Annotated in this window: 18 protein-coding genes; 14 read left to right on the top strand and 4 right to left on the bottom strand. The window is 32.3% G+C overall.

Going from position 1 to position 19,807, the window contains the following annotated elements; all coding sequences use genetic code 11:
• Nucleotides 1–267 precede the first annotated feature (267 nt).
• On the top strand, nucleotides 268–1,281 hold the full coding sequence (locus ACFQ1Q_RS12155; RefSeq protein ID WP_386131857.1) for a glutamine synthetase beta-grasp domain-containing protein: 1,014 nt from the start codon (nucleotides 268–270) through the stop codon (nucleotides 1,279–1,281).
• 103 nt (nucleotides 1,282–1,384) lie between these two features.
• Nucleotides 1,385–2,776: an OmpA family protein gene (locus ACFQ1Q_RS12150; protein ID WP_386131855.1), complete on the top strand. Its 1,392-nt coding sequence runs from the start codon at nucleotides 1,385–1,387 to the stop codon at nucleotides 2,774–2,776.
• A 54-nt stretch (nucleotides 2,777–2,830) separates the two neighbouring features.
• On the opposite strand, the gene ACFQ1Q_RS12145 is transcribed toward ACFQ1Q_RS12150, so the two are convergent.
• Nucleotides 2,831–3,778 carry a calcium/sodium antiporter gene (locus ACFQ1Q_RS12145; RefSeq protein ID WP_386131853.1) on the bottom strand — a complete coding sequence of 316 codons (948 nt, stop codon included), beginning with the start codon at nucleotides 3,776–3,778 and terminating at the stop codon, nucleotides 2,831–2,833.
• Nucleotides 3,779–3,937: 159 nt separating this feature from the next.
• Between ACFQ1Q_RS12145 and ACFQ1Q_RS12140 the strand changes: the two genes are divergently transcribed.
• The 4 genes from ACFQ1Q_RS12140 to ACFQ1Q_RS12125 all read left to right on the top strand — a co-directional run bounded on the left by ACFQ1Q_RS12140 (nucleotide 3,938) and on the right by ACFQ1Q_RS12125 (nucleotide 8,113).
• Nucleotides 3,938–4,747 carry a hypothetical protein gene (locus ACFQ1Q_RS12140; protein ID WP_386131850.1) on the top strand — a complete coding sequence of 270 codons (810 nt, stop codon included), beginning with the start codon at nucleotides 3,938–3,940 and terminating at the stop codon, nucleotides 4,745–4,747.
• Between the two features lie 166 nt (nucleotides 4,748–4,913).
• Nucleotides 4,914–5,273 carry a BlaI/MecI/CopY family transcriptional regulator gene (locus ACFQ1Q_RS12135; RefSeq protein WP_386131848.1) on the top strand — a complete coding sequence of 120 codons (360 nt, stop codon included), beginning with the start codon at nucleotides 4,914–4,916 and terminating at the stop codon, nucleotides 5,271–5,273.
• 1 nt (nucleotide 5,274) lies between these two features.
• Nucleotides 5,275–7,695, top strand: coding sequence for a M56 family metallopeptidase (locus ACFQ1Q_RS12130; RefSeq protein ID WP_386131845.1), 2,421 nt, complete (start codon nucleotides 5,275–5,277; stop codon nucleotides 7,693–7,695).
• Between the two features lie 7 nt (nucleotides 7,696–7,702).
• Entirely contained in the window at nucleotides 7,703–8,113 is a 411-nt protein-coding gene (locus ACFQ1Q_RS12125; protein ID WP_386131842.1) for a hypothetical protein, read from the top strand.
• A gap of 45 nt (nucleotides 8,114–8,158) precedes the next feature.
• Here the strand turns inward: ACFQ1Q_RS12125 and ACFQ1Q_RS12120 are convergent, their stop codons facing one another.
• Nucleotides 8,159–10,201, bottom strand: coding sequence for an endonuclease (locus ACFQ1Q_RS12120; protein WP_386131839.1), 2,043 nt, complete (start codon nucleotides 10,199–10,201; stop codon nucleotides 8,159–8,161).
• 567 nt (nucleotides 10,202–10,768) lie between these two features.
• Between ACFQ1Q_RS12120 and ACFQ1Q_RS12115 the strand changes: the two genes are divergently transcribed.
• A complete protein-coding gene (locus ACFQ1Q_RS12115; RefSeq protein ID WP_386131837.1) occupies nucleotides 10,769–10,921 on the top strand; it encodes an SsrA-binding protein in 153 nt (50 codons plus the stop codon).
• 276 nt (nucleotides 10,922–11,197) lie between these two features.
• On the top strand, nucleotides 11,198–12,031 hold the full coding sequence (locus ACFQ1Q_RS12110; RefSeq protein WP_386131835.1) for a universal stress protein: 834 nt from the start codon (nucleotides 11,198–11,200) through the stop codon (nucleotides 12,029–12,031).
• A 37-nt stretch (nucleotides 12,032–12,068) separates the two neighbouring features.
• Here the strand turns inward: ACFQ1Q_RS12110 and ACFQ1Q_RS12105 are convergent, their stop codons facing one another.
• Both ACFQ1Q_RS12105 and ACFQ1Q_RS12100 read right to left on the bottom strand, forming a co-directional pair.
• A complete protein-coding gene (locus ACFQ1Q_RS12105) occupies nucleotides 12,069–12,770 on the bottom strand; it encodes a Crp/Fnr family transcriptional regulator (RefSeq protein WP_386131833.1) in 702 nt (233 codons plus the stop codon).
• A gap of 108 nt (nucleotides 12,771–12,878) precedes the next feature.
• Entirely contained in the window at nucleotides 12,879–13,100 is a 222-nt protein-coding gene (locus tag ACFQ1Q_RS12100) for a hypothetical protein (RefSeq protein WP_386131831.1), read from the bottom strand.
• A 155-nt stretch (nucleotides 13,101–13,255) separates the two neighbouring features.
• On the opposite strand from ACFQ1Q_RS12100, the gene ACFQ1Q_RS12095 reads away from it, so the two are divergent.
• From ACFQ1Q_RS12095 to ACFQ1Q_RS12070, 6 genes are all read left to right on the top strand, one after another.
• Nucleotides 13,256–15,688, top strand: coding sequence for a heavy metal translocating P-type ATPase (locus ACFQ1Q_RS12095; protein ID WP_386131828.1), 2,433 nt, complete (start codon nucleotides 13,256–13,258; stop codon nucleotides 15,686–15,688).
• A gap of 2 nt (nucleotides 15,689–15,690) precedes the next feature.
• A complete protein-coding gene (locus ACFQ1Q_RS12090; protein WP_386131825.1) occupies nucleotides 15,691–16,086 on the top strand; it encodes a hypothetical protein in 396 nt (131 codons plus the stop codon).
• A gap of 120 nt (nucleotides 16,087–16,206) precedes the next feature.
• Nucleotides 16,207–16,416 (top strand): cbb3-type cytochrome oxidase assembly protein CcoS, encoded by a 210-nt coding sequence (ccoS, locus tag ACFQ1Q_RS12085; RefSeq protein ID WP_386131823.1) that lies wholly within the window; start codon nucleotides 16,207–16,209, stop codon nucleotides 16,414–16,416.
• A gap of 2 nt (nucleotides 16,417–16,418) precedes the next feature.
• Nucleotides 16,419–18,623 carry a cytochrome-c oxidase, cbb3-type subunit I gene (ccoN, locus tag ACFQ1Q_RS12080; protein WP_386131820.1) on the top strand — a complete coding sequence of 735 codons (2,205 nt, stop codon included), beginning with the start codon at nucleotides 16,419–16,421 and terminating at the stop codon, nucleotides 18,621–18,623.
• Nucleotides 18,624–18,626: 3 nt separating this feature from the next.
• On the top strand, nucleotides 18,627–18,824 hold the full coding sequence (locus ACFQ1Q_RS12075) for a cbb3-type cytochrome oxidase subunit 3 (protein ID WP_386131817.1): 198 nt from the start codon (nucleotides 18,627–18,629) through the stop codon (nucleotides 18,822–18,824).
• A complete protein-coding gene (locus tag ACFQ1Q_RS12070; RefSeq protein ID WP_386131814.1) occupies nucleotides 18,821–19,807 on the top strand; it encodes a cbb3-type cytochrome c oxidase N-terminal domain-containing protein in 987 nt (328 codons plus the stop codon). Before ACFQ1Q_RS12075 ends, ACFQ1Q_RS12070 begins: the two co-directional genes overlap by 4 nt.

Genomic DNA, 19,807 nt, shown 5'->3' with positions numbered 1-19,807 from the left:
TATACATATTTCATAAAATTTCTGGGTAAAAACGTATAATAATTACAAATCTAATAGATTATTCTATAATATGAATAATTTGTAAAATCATGTTATTGTGATGACTTATAGATTAACGGATAACTACTTACGAAAACCTTTTAGTTAACAATCTTTGATATAATGTTGATAACAATTTATAAAATAGAAGTAAATTAAGTTGAGATTCTATGCTTCAAAATGAAAAAAATTTATCTTTGAACTTTCGCTAATTTAACACAACACAAAATGAGCAAATCCAAGTTAGAGTATATTTGGTTAGATGGTTACAAACCAACACAAAACATGAGAAGTAAAACTAAAGTTGAAGAAAACTTTAGTGGCAAATTAGAAGATTGTCCTATATGGTCTTTTGACGGTTCTTCTACAAAACAAGCCGAAGGTGGTTCTTCTGACTGTCTTTTAAAACCAGTTGCTATTTATCCTGACCCAGCAAGAAACGATGGTTATTTAGTAATGACTGAGGTTTTAAATGCAGATGGTACACCACACGAGTCTAATGGTAGAGCTACTATTGATGATGACGACAATGATTTCTGGTTTGGATTTGAACAAGAGTACTTCATTATGGATAAAGATACTCAGCTTCCATTAGGTTTCCCTATTGGTGGATATCCTGGACCACAAGGAATGTATTATTGTTCTGTTGGTGGTCGAAACACCCACGGAAGAGATTTTGTTGAAGAGCATGCCGATTTATGTATTGCTGCTGGTTTAAATTTTGAAGGTATTAATCAAGAAGTTGCTTCTGGTCAATGGGAATTTCAATTATTTGCTAAAGGAGCTAAAAAAGCTGGAGATGAAATCTGGATTGCTCGTTACTTATTAGATAGATTAACAGAACAATATGGTTATTATATTGAATATCATCCAAAACCGGTAAAAGGAGATTGGAATGGTTCTGGTATGCACGCCAATTTCTCTAACACAACACTTAGAACTTGTGGTAGTAGAGAAATTTACGAAAGAATATGTGAAGCATTTAGACCTGTGGTTAAAGAACACATGGCTGTTTACGGTGAATATAACGACCAACGTTTAACTGGTTTACACGAAACAGCGCATGTTGATGATTTTAGTTATGGTATTTCTGATAGAGGTGCTTCGATAAGAATTCCTATAATCACAGTTGAAAAAGGTTGGAAAGGTTGGTTAGAAGACAGACGTCCTGCTTCAAATGGTGATCCTTATAAAATTGCAGGTAGAATTGTAAAAACCGTGAAATCGGCTAACATTTCATAATTATTTGAAAATATAATTTTTTAAAAAAAGCGACTTAAATATTGAGTCGCTTTTTTTATTATATATTTGGATTTATATTTTTAAAAAAACTAATGTTTAAATTATGGGGGATTTATACAGAGTAGTTCTATTATTTTTTATTCTTTTAATAACAGCTAATTCAAAAGCACAAGACAAGAGAAATCCTTGGGCTATTAGTATTGGAATCAATGCCGTAGACTACAATCCAGTTGGTCAACCAGACCCACAAGGCAACTTATTTGATGAGTTTTTTAATGCAAATGACCATTGGAATATTTTTCCGATGCTTACAAAAATTGAAGTCTCTAGGTATTGGAAAAGTCGTATATCATTTGCGACATCTGTTTCTTTTAACGAAATAAGTAAATTTGGTACCAACAAGGATATTAGAACTTTAGTCGAAACACCAAATCTTGTTGACGACTGGGCTTACTATGCTCTAGATGGGTCAATTAATTATAGCTTTACAGACGGAAGAATAACCAGTTTAGAACCATATATTGGTATAGGTGGTGGATACACCTGGCTTAACACTATTGGCTCGGGTACACTTAATGGTTCTCTAGGTATTAAATACTGGTTTACTGAAAAAGTATCCGTAAATCTTCAAAGTACTTACAAACATGTTTTTGAAGATTATGGGTTTAGACATTTTCAGCATTCGCTATCATTTAGTTATAAATTTGGTGGGAAAAAAGATACAGACCGCGATGGTATAATTGATGAAGAAGATACCTGTCCTAACCTACCTGGTCCTATTAAATATAATGGGTGTCCTGACACTGACGGTGATGGTATTGACGATTCTAAAGATAATTGCCCTAAAGTTTCAGGTTTAAAATCTCTAAATGGATGCCCAGATGCTGATGGTGATGGCATAACTGATAAAAATGACCAATGCCCTAATATTCCAGGTATAACTACCTTTAATGGATGTCCTGATACTGACAATGATGACATAATTGACCTAAGGGACAAATGCCCAGAAACAGCTGGGCCAAGAGAAAATTATGGTTGCCCATGGCCTGATACTGACAGTGATGGTGTACCAGACAAAGATGACAAATGCCCAACGGAAGCTGGTACTGCTGCAAATAATGGTTGCAAAGAATTTACGCAAAAAGAGCAGTTGCTCATTAACCAATATGCAAGAGTAATTTTATTTAATCCTGGTAGAACAGAGCTGAAAGAAGAATCGAAAATCAATTTACAAGACATTGTAGTTATAATGAAAAATAATTTAAGTACAAGGTTCTTTATCAACGGTTATACAGATAGTATTGGTTCTAAAGAATTAAATCTTGAGTTATCTAAAAAACGTGCTTTAGCCGTAAAAGATTATTTAGTTTTAAACGGAATAAGCCCAAATAGACTAAAAGCTCAAGGTTTTGGAGAAGAAAATCCTATTGCAACAAATATGGTTATTGAAGGAAGAAGAAAAAACAGAAGAGTTGAGATTGTTTTAGCAAGGTAAATATTTAATAAAAATAATAAAGAAAGAGTGAAGGCATTGTCACTCTTTTTTGGTTTATTTTAATGCTAAAGCCACAAAAATGACGTAAGCCACAAAAAGCAGTATGCCTTTTTTTCTACCAATTTCAAATCGCTTCCCAATAAAAACTAAAGGAATTAAAATAGCCGCAAAACCAATCATCCAAAATATATTGGTAGATAATATTTTAGAAGACTCAACAGCAATAGGTTTTATAATAGCTGTTAATCCTAAAACAGAAGCTATATTAAAAATATTTGAGCCTATTAAATTACCCAATGAAATAGCCTTTTCTTTCTTCAATGCCGCTATCACAGATGCAGCCAATTCTGGCACACTCGTGCCAATTGCTATTACCGTTACAGATATTGCATAATCACTTACGCCAACAGCTTTTGCCAAACCTTTTGCGCCTTCAACCAGCCACTCAGAGCCAAAATACAAACCAGCGGCACCAATTAGTAACCAAGCTCCAATTTTAAAATTCGATACTACTGCCAAACTATCATCAACTGTTTCTGCTAAAGCTAATTTTGTTTTTTTACGAGAATCTGTAATTAATAAAGCAAGAAAAAGTATAAGTGCCAAAAACAGAATAGCTCCTTCGGTTTGAGTTAAAATTTCGTCATTTCTTAAGAAGAAATAAAGTCCAAACGACATTAACATCATCATTGGCCAATTAAGCTTATAAAACTCACGGTCTACTACCAATGGAGAAATTATTGCAGTGATACCTAAAACTAAACCAATATTCGCAATATTAGAGCCAATAACGTTTCCTAAAGCAATATCACTAACGCCATCTAAAGCAGCTTGCAAACTCACCAAAAGTTCGGGTGCAGAAGTCGCAAAAGACACTACCGTCATGCCTATAACGAGTTTAGAAAGCTTTAATTTAAAAGACAAACCAACTGAAGCTCTAACCAAAAAATCGCCGCCAACTACAAGTAGAGCTAAACCAACTATAATGAGTAATACATTCATTTGATATCAATTTTTGCGAAGATACTATTTACAACTGAACTGTGTAATTTTTAAAATATGGAGTTAACATATTTTTAAAAATTCGAGATAAATTTTAGTTAAAAATTGGCAGAAAAAATAGGACTAAAATAAATTTGAAGCTATTAAAATATTTTTAAAATGAAAGCAATAAAATTTAAGATTTTAGCAATAGCACTTCTGGCATTTACAAGTGCTATAAGCTACGGGCAAACTAAAACCACTTTTGAAGATACTGTAGAAATAACCATTGATAAATCTACAACTGATGAAGATTTTAATGGTATAAAAACCATGCTAGAAGAGCATGCTATTTTAGCGGAATTTGAAAATATAAAAAGAAATGAAAACAAAGAAATTACTGCTATATCTATAAGATTATCTTCAGAGAGCGGCCAGCAAACAAGCAGCAGTATCTCAAGCAATAAACCTATTGGTAATATTTCGTTTGGAAGTAAAAATGGAAATCTTTACATAGGTCAAGCCAAAAATAGTGGTGATTTATTTGCGCTATTCAATAATAATAGTTTTAACATGCCATTTGATATGGATTCTATTTTTGGAGGGACGAGGCGTTCTTTAAATCTCAAAGACTTTTTTAATGGAAATTCAAATTTTTTCATTTTTGAAAATGATTCGTTAGATATTGATGCTATTAAAAAGAAATTTCAACAGAATTTTAATTTTAATCAAAATTCACCAAACAATTTCTCTTACTTCTATTCTAATGACAATGACAATGCACCTCAACAAAAATTTAGATTTGTAGATAATCCAGATTTGGAAACACTAATTGTTATTGACGGAAAAATTTCTGATTTTAAAACTTTAGACCGTTTAGCAAAAACTGATAAATTAAAAACAGTCGATATTTTAAAAACCGATGCAGCCATGAGTATATATGGCGACAAAGCAAAGGATGGCGCAATAATTGCTATTACAAAAGACTAATTATTATCATACAAATGAAATCTAAAAAGAGCAGTACTACTACTGCTCTTTTTTATTTCGTTGAATGAAGAAAACTAAATTTTTCGTTAAATAACTATAAAAATAGTTTGTAAACTATAAAAATAGTTATATTTGAAAAGTATTCATTTTCAAAATACAAAACATCATGCAAAAACTCACAAACAAGGAAGAAGAAATCATGCACATTTTATGGCGTTTAGAAAAAGCTTTTGTTAAAGATGTTTTGGCAGAAATTAAAGATGATAAGCCACATTATAATACGCTTTCAACTATTATAAGACATCTTGAAGAAAAAGGTTATGTTGCTTATAATGCTTATGGAAAAACACATCAGTACTACCCGATTGTTAAAAAGGAAGATTACAAGGCAAAGTTTATGAATACTGCAATTGCCAACTATTTTAACAATTCTTATAAAAATATGGTTTCCTTTTTTGCGAAAGAAGAAAAAATTTCTGTGGATGAGCTTAAAGAAATCATTGCATTAATCGAAAAGAAAAAATAAGATGGAATATTTATTAAAATCATCCGCACTGTTTCTGTTAATGTATTTAGGTTACAGCTTGTTTTTAAAAAAAGAAACTTTTTTTAGTCACAACAGATGGTATTTACTCTTTGGAATATTTACTGTAATTGTTTTACCTCTAATAGAAATACCTGTTTACATTCCTGTTGAAGTTTCAGCTACTGAACAAAGTCTTTTACAATTCACTTATATACCAACAGAAATTGCAGAGACAGAAAAACCGTTTAATTGGTTACAGTTGGCCACATATGTTTATTTAGCTGGTGTACTCATTTTTTTATTACAATTTTTACTACAATTTGGGTCGCTTTTATTGTTATTGCTAAAAAATTCTAAAAATAAAGATGGTATTTATACTTATGTTATCGTTAAAAGTTCTATTTCGCCATTTTCATTTTTTAAATGGATAGTTTATAACCCAAATTCATTTTCAGACAAGGAACTTCAACTCATTCTTAATCACGAAAAAGTACACGTGCGTCAATGGCATTCTGTAGATATATTAGTGTCTCGCTTGGCATGTGTTGCATTTTGGTTTAACCCTATTTGTTGGTTATATCATAAATCTATTCAGCAAAATCTAGAATACATTGCCGATAGCGAAACGCAGAATATTTCAAACTCAATAAAAGATTACCAAGCGCTTTTACTTAAAACTAGCATTGGAAAAAAAGACATCAATCTTACATCCAATTTTTATAATTCATTAATCAAAAAACGAATCATTATGTTACAAAAAAATCGTTCAAACTCAGTTAATCGCTGGAAATCTGCCTTAGTTATTCCTTTCTTTATTCTCTTTTTAATGAGCTTTAATACAAAAGAAGTTTACGTAGAGCAACAAATTGTTGAAGACCAACAAAACTTTTTTCAAACTTCATCTACGGAAATTTATTTTACGCCAGAGACAACGGATGAAAGCTTTCAAAAAATTAAAAAGAATTTGAAAGAACAAGGCGTTTCTATGACCATTAAAAAGAAAAAACGCAATGCTCAAGGTTTGCTTACTAATCTAAATATAACTTTTGAATATGAAGGGAATTCTACCAACTACGCAGTAAAAGACAAAAGCGGTATTGCACCTTTTTATTTTAGAAAAAAGAGCGATGGCTCAATGTCAGTCGGTGCTGCCGAAATTATTGAAGTTGTAGAAACTCCAGAAGTTATTGAAATAATAGAAGTCGTTGAAGAACCTGAAATTATTGAAGTAATTGAGGAAGATAGCGATGATAAAACAAAAAAATCTAATGTAATTGTAAAACTCAACGAAAATTCTAAACGCAAAAACAACAATACTTTTATAATTAAAACTGATAGTACTAAAGCTAAAAATACATTTGTATACCGAAAATCTGATGCCACTGAGCCAATTTATATTATAAACGGAAAAGTAGCTACCAAAAAAGAATTAGAAAAGGTAAAGCCAACTGTAATTGACAGAGTTAATGTACTTAAAGGCAAAAAAGCTACAGTAAAATATGGCGATAAAGGAAAAGATGGTGTTGTAGAGATTATTACAAAAGATAAAGCAGCCAAAAGTAGTTCTTGGGGAGTTACTGCGGCTGAAAACAAATCATTCCCGGAATCAACAAAAAAACAATTATTAGAATTTACAGCAGGTGACAAAAATCCAATGATAGTTATTGATGGAAAAAAAGCAACTAAAAAAGACGTTGATAAATTAGATTACAATCAAATAAAATCTATAGCTATTATCAAAGGTGATGAAGCCATAAAGACATACGGAAAAGAAGCAAAAGATGGTGTTGTAATCATCTCATCTAAAAAGGACGAACCTTGGAAAATTGAAACCAGAGTAAACAAAGTAGAATTTTTACCAAGTTCAACAATAGAAGAAGCTGAGGCTTATATTGAATCTAACGACAAACCATTAATTGTAATCAATAATGAAATATTAGGCAATGTTGATGTATCAAAATTAGATGCTGAAATTATAAAAGAAGTTTCTGTAGTAAAAGGAGAAAAGGCATTTGATATGTATGGCGAAAAAGCAGAAAACGGTGCAATTATAATCATTACAAAAGACACTAAAGAATCGCTTGAAAAATTAAAGAATCCTGAATATAAAGTTGAAATTTCGTCTGTCGGGTATTATGATGAAACTAATCCTAAAGAAAATGGAACTTCATATTTTATTTCCAAAATCACTCCAGATTCCGTTATAGACAAGCACGTTAGTCAACTTAAATCTATTGGTATCACTGCTAAAGTTTCAAAATTAAAGCGAAATAAATCTGGTGAAATCGTAAAAATAAAAATAAGTCTTAAAGATGATAATGGTAATGCAAGTAGCGCTGTTTTTGAAAACACAAATGGTATACCAACAATTAACTTTGGAAAACAAGGTAATAACTTAGTTGTATCTTCAAAAAAATTATAAGAAAACAATGAGAATATCTAATACTAAAACAACAATTGCAATCTTATTTATAACCTTTTTATTTTCAACATTTAATTTATTAAACGCTCAAGAAAACGAACTTAAGGAGTTTCAATTTCTAATTTCAAAAGAAGATAATCTTATAAAATTAAAAAGTTTAGAAGGTAGCGCTTGGTTAGATTTGTCTTTTAGTAAAAACAATTACAATCCACAAGCAATTGATGAATATGGTATGACATATCTTCAAAAAGAAAATTTGAAACAAGATAAAAGACTGGCCGATTATTTAATTACTATTATTAAAACTGAAGATGGTTTTGAATTAAAAGGTGTTAAAGGTACAACTTGGACGGATTTAAAATTTTCTTTGCCTGAAGGCAAAACACAAGCCATCAACCAATTTGGAATGGTTAAATAAAAAATCTAGAACATAAAAAAGCCTGAACAGTTGTTCAGGCTTTTTTTATTTAACGATTAACCGTTTTGTTACCATAGTTTCATTATGTTTTACTTTTAATAAGTAAATACCAGCTGCGAGATTTAAATTGGCAGTATTATCACTTCCTAACTGTTGAGTTAATATCTTTCGCCCTTCAATAGTATAAATTTCAAATTTTGAACTTATATCTAATCCTTTAAATGTAATTTTATTTGTAGCTGGGTTTGGATAAAACGAAAAACCAGCTAATTCATTTTCAGAAATACTTAAAGCACCCATCCAAACTTCGCCCTGACGACTTCCCCAAATATAATCTACCAAATCTGGTAAGTCAATTAACGGATTTCTATTACGTTGCCAATTATAAACTACGTTGTTCCTGTTCATTTCATAATCATCAGGAATATCATCTTCGTGCCATTGTAGCAAGACATCTAAATTTCCTAAAGTTCCGTCATCACTGCTATTATTAGAATTTGGGAATCCACTAACTACAGACAAGCCGTTATATCGCAAATCTAGAAATAATACGCTACGTGCCACATCACCTCTAAAACTAACACCAATACCATTTGCTGGGTCAACATTTGCAGGTCCATTATATTCTCTTAAGCCTGAACTTGTAGAAAAATTATTACTATAATTTGCATTACTTCTTCTACTATTTTCTGATGCATCTGCAGCTCTTAATGCATGCGCATCTGAGTTGGCGTGTCGCGTAGAATCTGCTTTGGTAGATATAAAAACATTAATTCCTGTAGCTTCATCATCAAAATCATCCCAGTCGTTAAAATCACCTCTAGAGCGCGGAAATGTGTGTTCTCTATTCCATTTGCCAGCACTAAATGACGAATTCTGAAAATCTAATTTTGAGCGTTCGTCTTCAGTATACAATAACCAAACCTCGTTGCTATTATTTGGGTTTTGGTCAGCTTCTTTTAAAATCGTTGTAACATCTGCATAACTGTGAGTTCGAACTGTGTTTTCATCAGCAATTATTGCTTGTATTGCATCTCTTAAATCTTGACCCGATTTACCAATTAAACTATCGTAATAACCTGCAGGTTGTGTATTTGTCACTTGATTATACGTTGGATTTTTTGGTGTTCCCCAAGGCGCTACTGTAAAATCATTATCAATTACCCTAATTTTTATAAAGTTGTTTGCGGCTACCACTGGCTCAGTCAAACCAGTCATTTCAATAACAAACTCTTCATCACCTTCGTCCAATGTATCATCAACTAAATCTAAAATCGTAGTAGCTGTAGTTTGACCGGTAAATATTGTAATCATAGTATCACCTGTATAATCTGCTGGTGAAAATGTACCGTTAGCTAAAGTAATAGTAATATTTACATCTGAAGCGACAGGTTCATCGGCTGTAAAAGTTATTAAAATGTCTTCTTCTTCACTATAAGAAGTTTGGTCTACTGTAATTTCAACAGCATTGAAAATAATACCGCTTCCATCATTTAATGCTCTTGGTGTTGGTGGTTTAGATTCATAAGTTCCATCTGCTTTTCTTTGTAAAGAATTTGATGTATTTGAGCCTTCAAAATATTGTGTTGTTTCGCCGAGAGCATCAAGTAAGTCCTGATCAACAGGACTTGTGCCACCTGTATCGTAAACCAAAGCATCAACTAAATTAAAATTTGATGTTGCAGGTGTTCTGTCAGGAAAATTAGAAATAGATGTTTGATAAATAGCTAAACCATCGGAACCGTTTTGAAACAAACCATCTGTTAACAACACATTAGGAAATGGAGACACTTTAAGATTTCCCATAACAAATAATCCGTTACTATCTGTTGTGTTACCTGCTAAATCAAAAGTTAAATAACTTAAGTTATTACCTTCTGAAGTATCGTTACCATTAAAAAAAACTAAAATATAACCATCTAAAGAAAAATTAGGTAAAGAATTACCCATAGTATCTAAAGAACGAATCTCAATGAACTCTTCATCGTCAATACTTGGGTCGTTGGCATCAAGCTCATTAATAACTAATGTTTGAGACCACGACAGCGAACAAAATAAAAAAATGAAAATTAGGGGAAAATAACGCATTACTTTTTTTTTGCAAATATACATTTATTACTTAGGCACGTACGTTAAATAAACATTATCAAAATGAAATAAAAATTGAATCCAAAAATTCTAATTATTTTTTAAAAAAAGATGAAAAGAAAGAAAACGAAGGTTTTGAGCATAAATTTTCCCTTGGTTTTAAAAAAAGACATTAAAAACACCCTACAATTGTTTCATTATAAAACAATAACCGAGAAATAAGGTTACACTTATTAATCAAATAGTAGAGTTTTATATTACGTTTTTAAAGTATTAATGTGTTTTAAGTTATAAATACATATTCAAATTCATAGATTTTAGTGAAAGTGTTTGGTAAAAGGGATTTCCTCGATATATATTGAAAACTCAATCAAAAAATTGAAGTAAAATATTAACCTTTAAAACCAAAAAACCATGCTAACTCTCGTAAAAGTAATCGTAGAAATTATTGTTTCTATCTAAAAGAAAAACCAACCAATTAGATGAAATCAAATCAATCAAAAACAAAAACTCAGTGAAATACTGAGTTTTCTTTTTTTAAATATATTTGAACTTTTAATATGGATTATGAAAAAATCAATGTTTAAGTTTTTAGCCAAGTTGAACAAGCTAATTCTTCCATCCTTTACCAAAAAAGAATTGGACTTAACGAAAGCGAAGAAATGGCAACTTGCCGTAATTGGCTGGCGCGCTTATGTTACTATGAATGCTTTGGATTGATTGTTTTTCTATATCACTAAGAAAAATAAATATAAACCCCTAAAACAATTAATACGATTATAAATCCTGATACTTTGCGTGTTTCAATAAACTAATATCTGCTTTAAATATAAGCTCATGCTCATAAGCAATTTTATAGTTAAACTTAGTTATATATTAGAAGTAAAAATATGATATCTATCACCATTTTTAATAAAACAATCATAGGTGACATAAGTCATCATTTACTCAAGAAGTACTTACTAATTTTACACTGTAATTTTAAAATCAACAACGATGAAAACACTTTTAATTCCCGTAGACTTTTCTAGCACTTCTCTTAAAGCACTTGAAGTTGGCGCAACCATAGCTAAACGTATTTCGGCTAAAATAATACTTACTCACATGGTAGGCGTAGAAGAAGGGTATAGTATAGAGCCCAACAATCTTGAACAGGTTGTTTATTATAAAAAATTAATTGGAAAAAAGTTTGAAGAATTTATAGCTCAACCTTTTTTAGAAGGTGTACTTGTAGAACCGCTTCTGCAAAAACAATTAGACTTTTTTGGTATAAATGAGCTTGCAAAAGAGTTAGATGCTAGTCTAATTATTATGGGTTCTCAAGGAAGTAAGGGTATTGCCGAGTTTTTAAAAGGCAGCAATACAGAAAAAGTTGTACGTAACTCTGAAGTACCTGTTCTTGTCGTTAAAGAAAATGAAATCAATTTTGTTCCTGAGCGAATTCTATATGCAAGTGATTTTAATTTAGAAACAGTAGAAGCTTATCATAGAATCATAGAAGTTTCTATGCTTTTAAACGCGCGTATCGAATTCCTATATGTAAATCTATCAGGAAAAGATTTTAAAAGTACTAGCGAAATGGACGAAACGCTACTTCAATTTTTTAAAGCGGTTAAACACCCAGAGCCAGTAAAGGCGATAAAAACAGTAACCCGTTGGTCTGATTATTCTGTTGAAAAAGGTGTAATTAATTATGCCACTTTATCGGGTACAGATATTATTGCAATACCTACACATGGCCGAAAAGGGTTATCTCATATTTTGCAAGGTAGTATTAGTGAAGATGTTGCAAACCACGCAATTAAACCTGTTTTAACAGTAAAAATTTAATTTTATCCCTAAAGTTGAAATTGAAATTAGATATTTATCAAAGCCCTTCTACTAATTTGTTGAGGGCTTTTTTATCTTTAATGAGTATTCGCTTACCGTCTGTAATAATCCAATCTTCTTTTTTAAATGTAGTTAACGTACGTATGCATGCTTCTTTAGCTGTACCAACTACATTGGCTATATCTTCTCGGGTTAATGTCATGGTAATGTAACCCTCATCATCTACTCCAAAATTCTTTTCTAAATATATTAATGCCTCAGCCACTCTTTGTTTAACAGTTTTTTGAGCCATGTTTACGATAATATTATCTGCAAACTTTAAGTCTTTGGCCATATGTTTTAAAATGGCTTTTGTAAATAAAGGATTATTATTAATACTTTCTGAAATATGAGTTTTTGGTATATAGCAAACCTCCATATCGTTTAGGGCTACCGCACTGAGATTTGTTGTTTCTTCTGTAATTACAGAGCGTTGCCCAAGTACTTCTCCCTTGGTGGCAATTTTAACAATGGTATCTTTTCCATTGTCGCTCATCTTTGAAAGCTTAGAGACACCATTACGAACACAAAAAACGCCATTTAGCTTTTCACCTTCAGAAAAAATGGCATCGCCCTTTTTTACGGATTTTGTGATTTTACTATCTGAAATTTTTTTTAATTCTACTTTATTTAGAGCCTTTAACGCATTAAACTGCCTAATAATACAGTTTTCGCACCTGCCTTCGTGATGGTCCTTCATTTATTATATTTAATAAAAAAGTTTTTGGTAATATAATAGCTTTTAGACTCATCTCAAAGCAACAAACAAAGTTTTTAGAGAAGAATTAATTTCAAAAAAGTTACAAAATTACCTTCCCAAATCTGGTCTATCTTCGTAAAAATCTTCAAAGGTTTTATCTGTCTTATAATTGTCTTTTAAAACCTTATATACCATTATAATTATTGACACTTGACCTATGCAAGTAGCATAAAAGACAAGACCAAAAGAAAGATTCATAGTAGCAAAAATAGTAACGGTAATAAGTAGTAAAGTCGTAATAGCTACCCAATGCATTGCGGATAATTTCATGTTTTTTTTTGTTTTAAATTTAATAAAAAAGATTAAACAAAATAAAATTTTGGCTTTCAATTAACAGCGATGACAAATGTCATCTTTTAGGGATAAAGATTATTCAATATTTGTGTTAGATATAATAGTACGTAAGTATCAAACAATTTTTTTTAATGTCTAACCTTACTTGTTTTCATTGTGGTGATGATTGTAAAAACAACATCATTTCTCATCTCGACAAAAGCTTTTGTTGCAATGGCTGCAAAACTGTTTTTGAAATTCTTAATGAAAACGATTTATCATACTATTATGAACTTGAGCAAACGCCAGGAACATCACCAATAACACAACGAGGAAAATTTGATTTTCTTGAAAACGAATCTGTTGTCAATCAACTACTAGAATTTAACGAACAAGGCATACAGGTCGTTTCTTTATTAATACCATCTATACATTGTAGCTCATGCATTTGGGTGTTAGAGAATTTAAATAAACTAAATTCTGCGGTAAGAACAGCACAGGTTAATTTTACGAAGAAAACTGTTCGTATTACCTATTCATCTGATGAAACCAGTTTACAAAATCTTGTCATTTTACTTACAAAGTTAGGCTACGAACCATACATCTCTCTAAATGATGCTGACCAAAAAAAGAAAAACGTTGACCGCAGTTTAATCTACAAACTTGGCGTAGCAGGTTTTGCCTTTGGTAACATCATGTTTTTATCCTTTCCTGAGTATTTTGAAGTCAATGAATTTTGGCTAGAAAAATTTAAACATCTTTTTAGATGGTTAATGTTTGCTTTTGCAGTGCCTGTTGCTGTGTACTCTGGTCGTGATTATTTTATTTCTGCATATAAAGGGCTTCATTCTAAAATACTAAACATAGATGTTCCTATTGCAATAGGGATATCAGTATTATTTATAAGGTCAACTGTAGAAATAATCATGGATTGGGGAACAGGTTTTTTTGATAGCATGGCAGGACTTGTTTTCTTTTTATTACTCGGTAAATTTTTTCAACAAAAAACATACGCTTTCCTTTCTTTTGAACGTGATTACAAATCCTATTTCCCTATTGCAGTAACACGGTTGATTTCTAATGATTCGGCTAAAATTTATACTGAAAGTAAAAAACTTAATAAAAACGAAGAACAAGCTCAAGTGTATGACCTTAAAACTGGAGATAGAATTTTAATTCGTAATGGCGAGTTATTACCGGTCGATGCCATTTTAATAAAAGGAAATGCACTTATCGATTACAGCTTTGTTACTGGCGAGGCTGCGCCAGTTTCAAAAAAATCAGGTGACCAACTTTTTGCTGGCGGAAGACAACAAGCAGGAGCTATTGAAGTAGAAGTCTTAAAATCTGTAGAGCAAAGTTATCTTACGCAGTTATGGTCTAACGAGGTGTTTTCAAAAAACAAACAGTCGCTTTTTGAAACACTTACAGACCGTATAAGCAAACGATTTACTATAAGTCTTTTGGTTATCGCAGTTATTTCGGCAAGTGTTTGGGTATTTATAGATGTTAAAACTGCGCTCAATGTTTTTACAGCGGTTCTCATCGTAGCTTGTCCCTGTGCTATTGCACTTGCAGCACCTTTTACATTAGGAAATTTATTACGCATTTTCGGCCGACACAAATTGTATCTAAAAGACACCTCGGTTATTGAAAAATTAACTCAAATAGATACTGTTGTTTTCGATAAAACAGGAACACTTACTTCTAGTATAAAAAGCACTGCGCATTACGAAGGTATAGAACTTAATAAAGAAGAAAAAATATTACTTATAAGCACTTTACGCGAATCTAACCATCCGCTAAGTCGCTCTTTGTATGAAATTTTAGACGCAAATAACATTAAAACACTTGACCATTTTTATGAAGAAGTGGGTCAAGGTATTGTAGGTGAAGTTGCCAACCACAACATTAAGATAGGTTCGTACAATTTTGTTCAGTCGATAGATAGGACTCAACATAAAGCACATAATCGCACGGCTGTTCATATTAGTTCTGACTCTGAATATAAAGGTTGCTATGTATTTTACAACGAATATAGATATGGCGTAAAAGAAGTGTTTGACCATTTAAAAAACCATCATGAAATTGTAATACTTTCTGGAGATAATGACGGAGAACGAAAACACTTAGAAACACTCTTACCTAAAGGCACTAAAATATTATTTAATCAGAAACCAGAGGACAAACTAAATTATATCAAAAAGCTACAGGAAACGGGCAAAAATGTATTAATGATAGGCGATGGATTAAATGATGCAGGAGCATTGGCACAGAGCAATGTAGGCATTTCAATTTCAGAAAATGTTAATGTTTTTTCACCTGCCTGTGATGGCATTTTAGATGCTAAACAATTTCAACAGATTACACAATTTTTTATGCTCTCGAAAAAGGGAATACAAGTGATTAAATACGCCTTTATATTTTCACTGTTTTACAATTTTATTGGCTTAGGCTTTGCGGTAACAGGGCATTTAAAACCAGTTATTGCTGCCATACTCATGCCTTTAAGCTCTATTAGTATTGTTGTATTTACTACAATTACCACCAATATACTGGCACACCAATTACGTAAAAAAGATTAAAAATGTATACTCTATCCGCTCAAACACCTAACATCAATTCATTTACAACAATAGTTTTTACAGAACCACAGCAAAATGAATTAAAGCTGCTTCGCCTTTTTTATAAAGCAGCAAAAAAATACGAAACTAGCTTTTCTGAATATACATCTTGGGTAAATCAAACCGAAAAAGAACTTATGTCATTTGAAAAAGACATATACCAAAAATCAAACCTCTGCCCTACCATTTCGCATCAATTAAAAAAGAGATTTGACATATACACTAATGTCATTAATCGTTTTGAAAATCAACTAAAAACGTTCTGTGAATTAATAAAAAAAGAAGCTGAAAAAATTCTAAAACAATTAAAAAGTATAAAAATTAAGTCGCAAGTTATGCTAATGTATTTAGTGGTTTAACATAAGGGCTTCGTCTTTAATTTAAAGAGAAAAAAATTAAAAAAAATAAAATTACTGGTGACAAATGTCATCTTTTTTAAAAAGAGATGCTAGTAGTTTTACAGCATAATTAATTCAGATATGAATATCATATATATCCTTCTTTCAATAAGTGTTCTTGTAGCACTAGTTTTTTTTGCAGCATTTATTTTTTCAGTAAAGAAAGGCCAATACGACGACACTTATACGCCATCAGTACGTATGCTTTTTGAAGACGAAGTCATCAAAGAAAAAAAAGAGGCTAGTAATCTTATTTGCAAATCAACTACACTAAAAAATCAATTAAAATAATTATGGAAGTACAACAATTTTATTACGATAATAAAATCGTTCGCAAATTTATTGTCGCTACAATGTTTTGGGGCATTATAGGAATGAGTGTTGGTCTATTACTAGCATTTATGTTTCTATTTCCTAACCTAACAGATGGTATATCATGGTTAAGTTTTGGACGTCTGCGACCACTACATACCAATGCGGTGATTTTTGCTTTTGTAGGTAATGCCATTTTTGCCGGTGTTTATTATTCGACTCAAAGATTACTTAAAGCGCGTATGTGGAAGGACTGGTTAAGTAATTTAAATTTTTGGGGTTGGCAAGCTATTATTGTAGGAGCTGCTATAACGCTTCCATTAGGCTACACGACTTCAAAAGAATACGCTGAGCTAGAGTGGCCTTTTGATATTGCAATTGCATTAATTTGGGTGGCTTTTGGAGCAAACCTTATTGGTACAATTTTTAAAAGGCGTCAACGTCATTTATATGTTGCTATTTGGTTTTACCTAGGCACTTTTGTAACTGTTGCAGTGCTTCATATTGTAAATAGTATCGAGCTTCCTGTCAGTGCTTTAAAAAGTTATTCGGCTTATGCAGGTGTTCAAGATGCTTTGGTGCAATGGTGGTATGGTCATAATGCTGTGGCATTCTTTTTAACCACGCCATTTTTAGGACTGATGTATTATTTTGTTCCTAAAGCTGCTAACAGACCTGTGTATTCCTATAGACTATCGATTGTTCATTTCTGGTCATTAATATTTATTTATATCTGGGCAGGACCACACCATTTATTATATTCAGCACTGCCAGATTGGGCACAAAATTTAGGTGTTGCTTTTTCTGTGATGCTTATTGCACCTTCTTGGGGCGGAATGATTAACGGATTGCTAACACTTCGTGGTGCTTGGGACAAAGTACGTACAGACCCAGTTTTAAAATTCATGGTAGTAGCAATTACTGGATATGGTATGGCAACTTTTGAAGGTCCTATGTTGTCGCTTAAAAATGTAAATGCTATTGCACATTTTAGTGATTGGGTTATTGCCCATGTTCATGTAGGTGCACTAGCATGGAATGGATTCCTCACTTTTGGTATGGTATATTGGATGGTACCAAAATTATTTAAAACGACTTTATGGTCTAACAAACTAGCAAACGCTCATTTCTGGATAGGTACATTAGGTATAATCTTATATGCATTACCAATGTATGTAGCAGGATTTGTACAAGCTTCTATGTGGAAGCAATTCAATCCGGACGGTACATTAACCTATGGTAACTTTTTAGAAACCGTAAGTGAAATAATTCCTATGTACTGGATGCGCGCAATTGGTGGTAGTATGTTTATTGTAGGTGCACTAATTGGAGTATACAACATTATCATGACTGCTAGAGCAGGTTCAAAAGTAACTGACGAACTTGCTGAAGCAGCTCCACTTCAAAGAGTGACTAAAAAACGTACAGCTAAAGAAGGTTATCATACATGGTTAGAAAGACGACCAGTTAAGCTAACGATTTTTGCAACTATCGCAATCCTTATCGGCGGCATGGTACAAATTATTCCTTCCTTAATGGTTGATGATTATGTACCTGTAATCTCTAGCGTTAAACCATATTCACCTCTTGAATTAGAAGGACGAGATATTTACATACGAGAAAGCTGTGTGTCTTGTCACTCACAGATGATTCGTCCTTTTAGAAGTGAAGTAGAACGTTACGGAGAATACTCAAAAGCAGGAGAATATGTTTACGACCATCCATTTCTTTGGGGAAGCAAACGTACAGGACCAGATTTAATGCGGATTGGCGGAAAATATAGCGATAACTGGCATTTAAATCACTTTTACGACCCACAAAGTACATCTTCAGGTTCAATAATGCCTTCTTATAAATGGCTTATTAATAGCGAACTAGACAAAAGTACAACCGAAGACAAAATGAAAGCAATGGTAACCTTAGGAGTTCCTTATACACAAGAAGAAATAGAAAGAGCACAATCATGGATGGACGAACAAGGAACACAGATAGAGAAAAACTTGTATAGCGACCCTGATTTTGCAAAAACTTATGAAGCCGATAAAAAGTATGCTCTAGAAAATGGTGAAGATTTTATAGAAATGCGTAATAGAGAAGTCGTTGCACTTATCGCCTACCTACAGAGACTCGGAACTGATATTAAAATTAAAAATGCGGGTGAAACTGCAACTAACCTAAATCAATAAGCCATGTTGAAATTTGTAAAAGGAAACTTAGAAAATATAGAAGGCGTAGAGATTTATCCAATTATTTCTTTACTCATATTCTTTGTCTTTTTCACCGCTTTGTTTTGGTGGGTATTCACGGCAAAAAAAGCACATATCAAAGAGGTAAGTAATATTCCTCTTGATGATGATACAGTAACTATAAACGGAATAGAATTATGAAATCACTAGCACCTTTACTACGAATCATTGGTTTTTCTATTATTGGATATCTTTTCCTCAACTGGGCAGGAACTACTGGTGACACTTCAATATTTAATGAACAACCGCTAGCTTGGGTTGTTTTAGGTGGCGTCATGTTATTCTACATTGCTGGAGAAGTTTGCGCTGCAGCTTTAAAAAACCTATTATATCAATCTCTTACCGAAGAAGCAAAAAAACGATATGACGAAAAAGAAGTTTTAGCAAAAGCAAATCAATTTAAATGGGTAAAAAATAAATACAAATCACTTCTTGGTAGCAAAGCTATAGAAGAAGAACATGAAATAATTTTAGACCACAATTACGATGGTATTAAAGAATTAGATAATGATTTACCACCATGGTGGAAATACAGTTTCTATGCAACCATTTTATTCGCCATTATATATTTAATTCGTTTTGAGGTGTTTAATGACTACGACCAGGCTGAAGAGTATGAAGCAGCAGTTGCTCAGGCCCAAATTGAAATCGAAGAATGGAAAAAAACAGCCAAAGACCTTGTAGACATTAACACGGTAACGTTACTATCTGATGCTAGTGACCTTAACGCCGGTAAAAATATTTTTGTAACCAACTGTGTTGCATGCCATAAAGCTGATGGTGGCGGAGGAATTGGACCAAATCTTACTGATGATAATTGGATTTTAGGCGGCGGTATTAAAAATGTTTTTAAAACCATATCTGAAGGTGGTCGCGACGGAAAAGGAATGATTGCTTGGAAAACAAATTTGAAACCTTCTGAAATGGCACAAGTAGCTAGTTATGTTCTGTCTCTTCATGGTACAACACCAGCTGAACCAAAAGCACCAGAAGGAGAAATTTGGACAGACCCAAATGCACCAATTGAAGAAGCAAAGATTGAAATTATAGACAGTACTCAGGTCAACATTCTTATAGAAGACCAACCTGTAACTGGAGATATCGTAACAGAAAACAAAGACTAA

Origin of the sequence: Winogradskyella litorisediminis, from assembly GCF_042675765.1 — a bacterium.
Taxonomy (GTDB): domain Bacteria; phylum Bacteroidota; class Bacteroidia; order Flavobacteriales; family Flavobacteriaceae; genus Winogradskyella; species Winogradskyella litorisediminis.
Note: the sequence above shows the minus strand (reverse complement) of the source record. Positions and strands in the feature narration are given on the sequence as shown.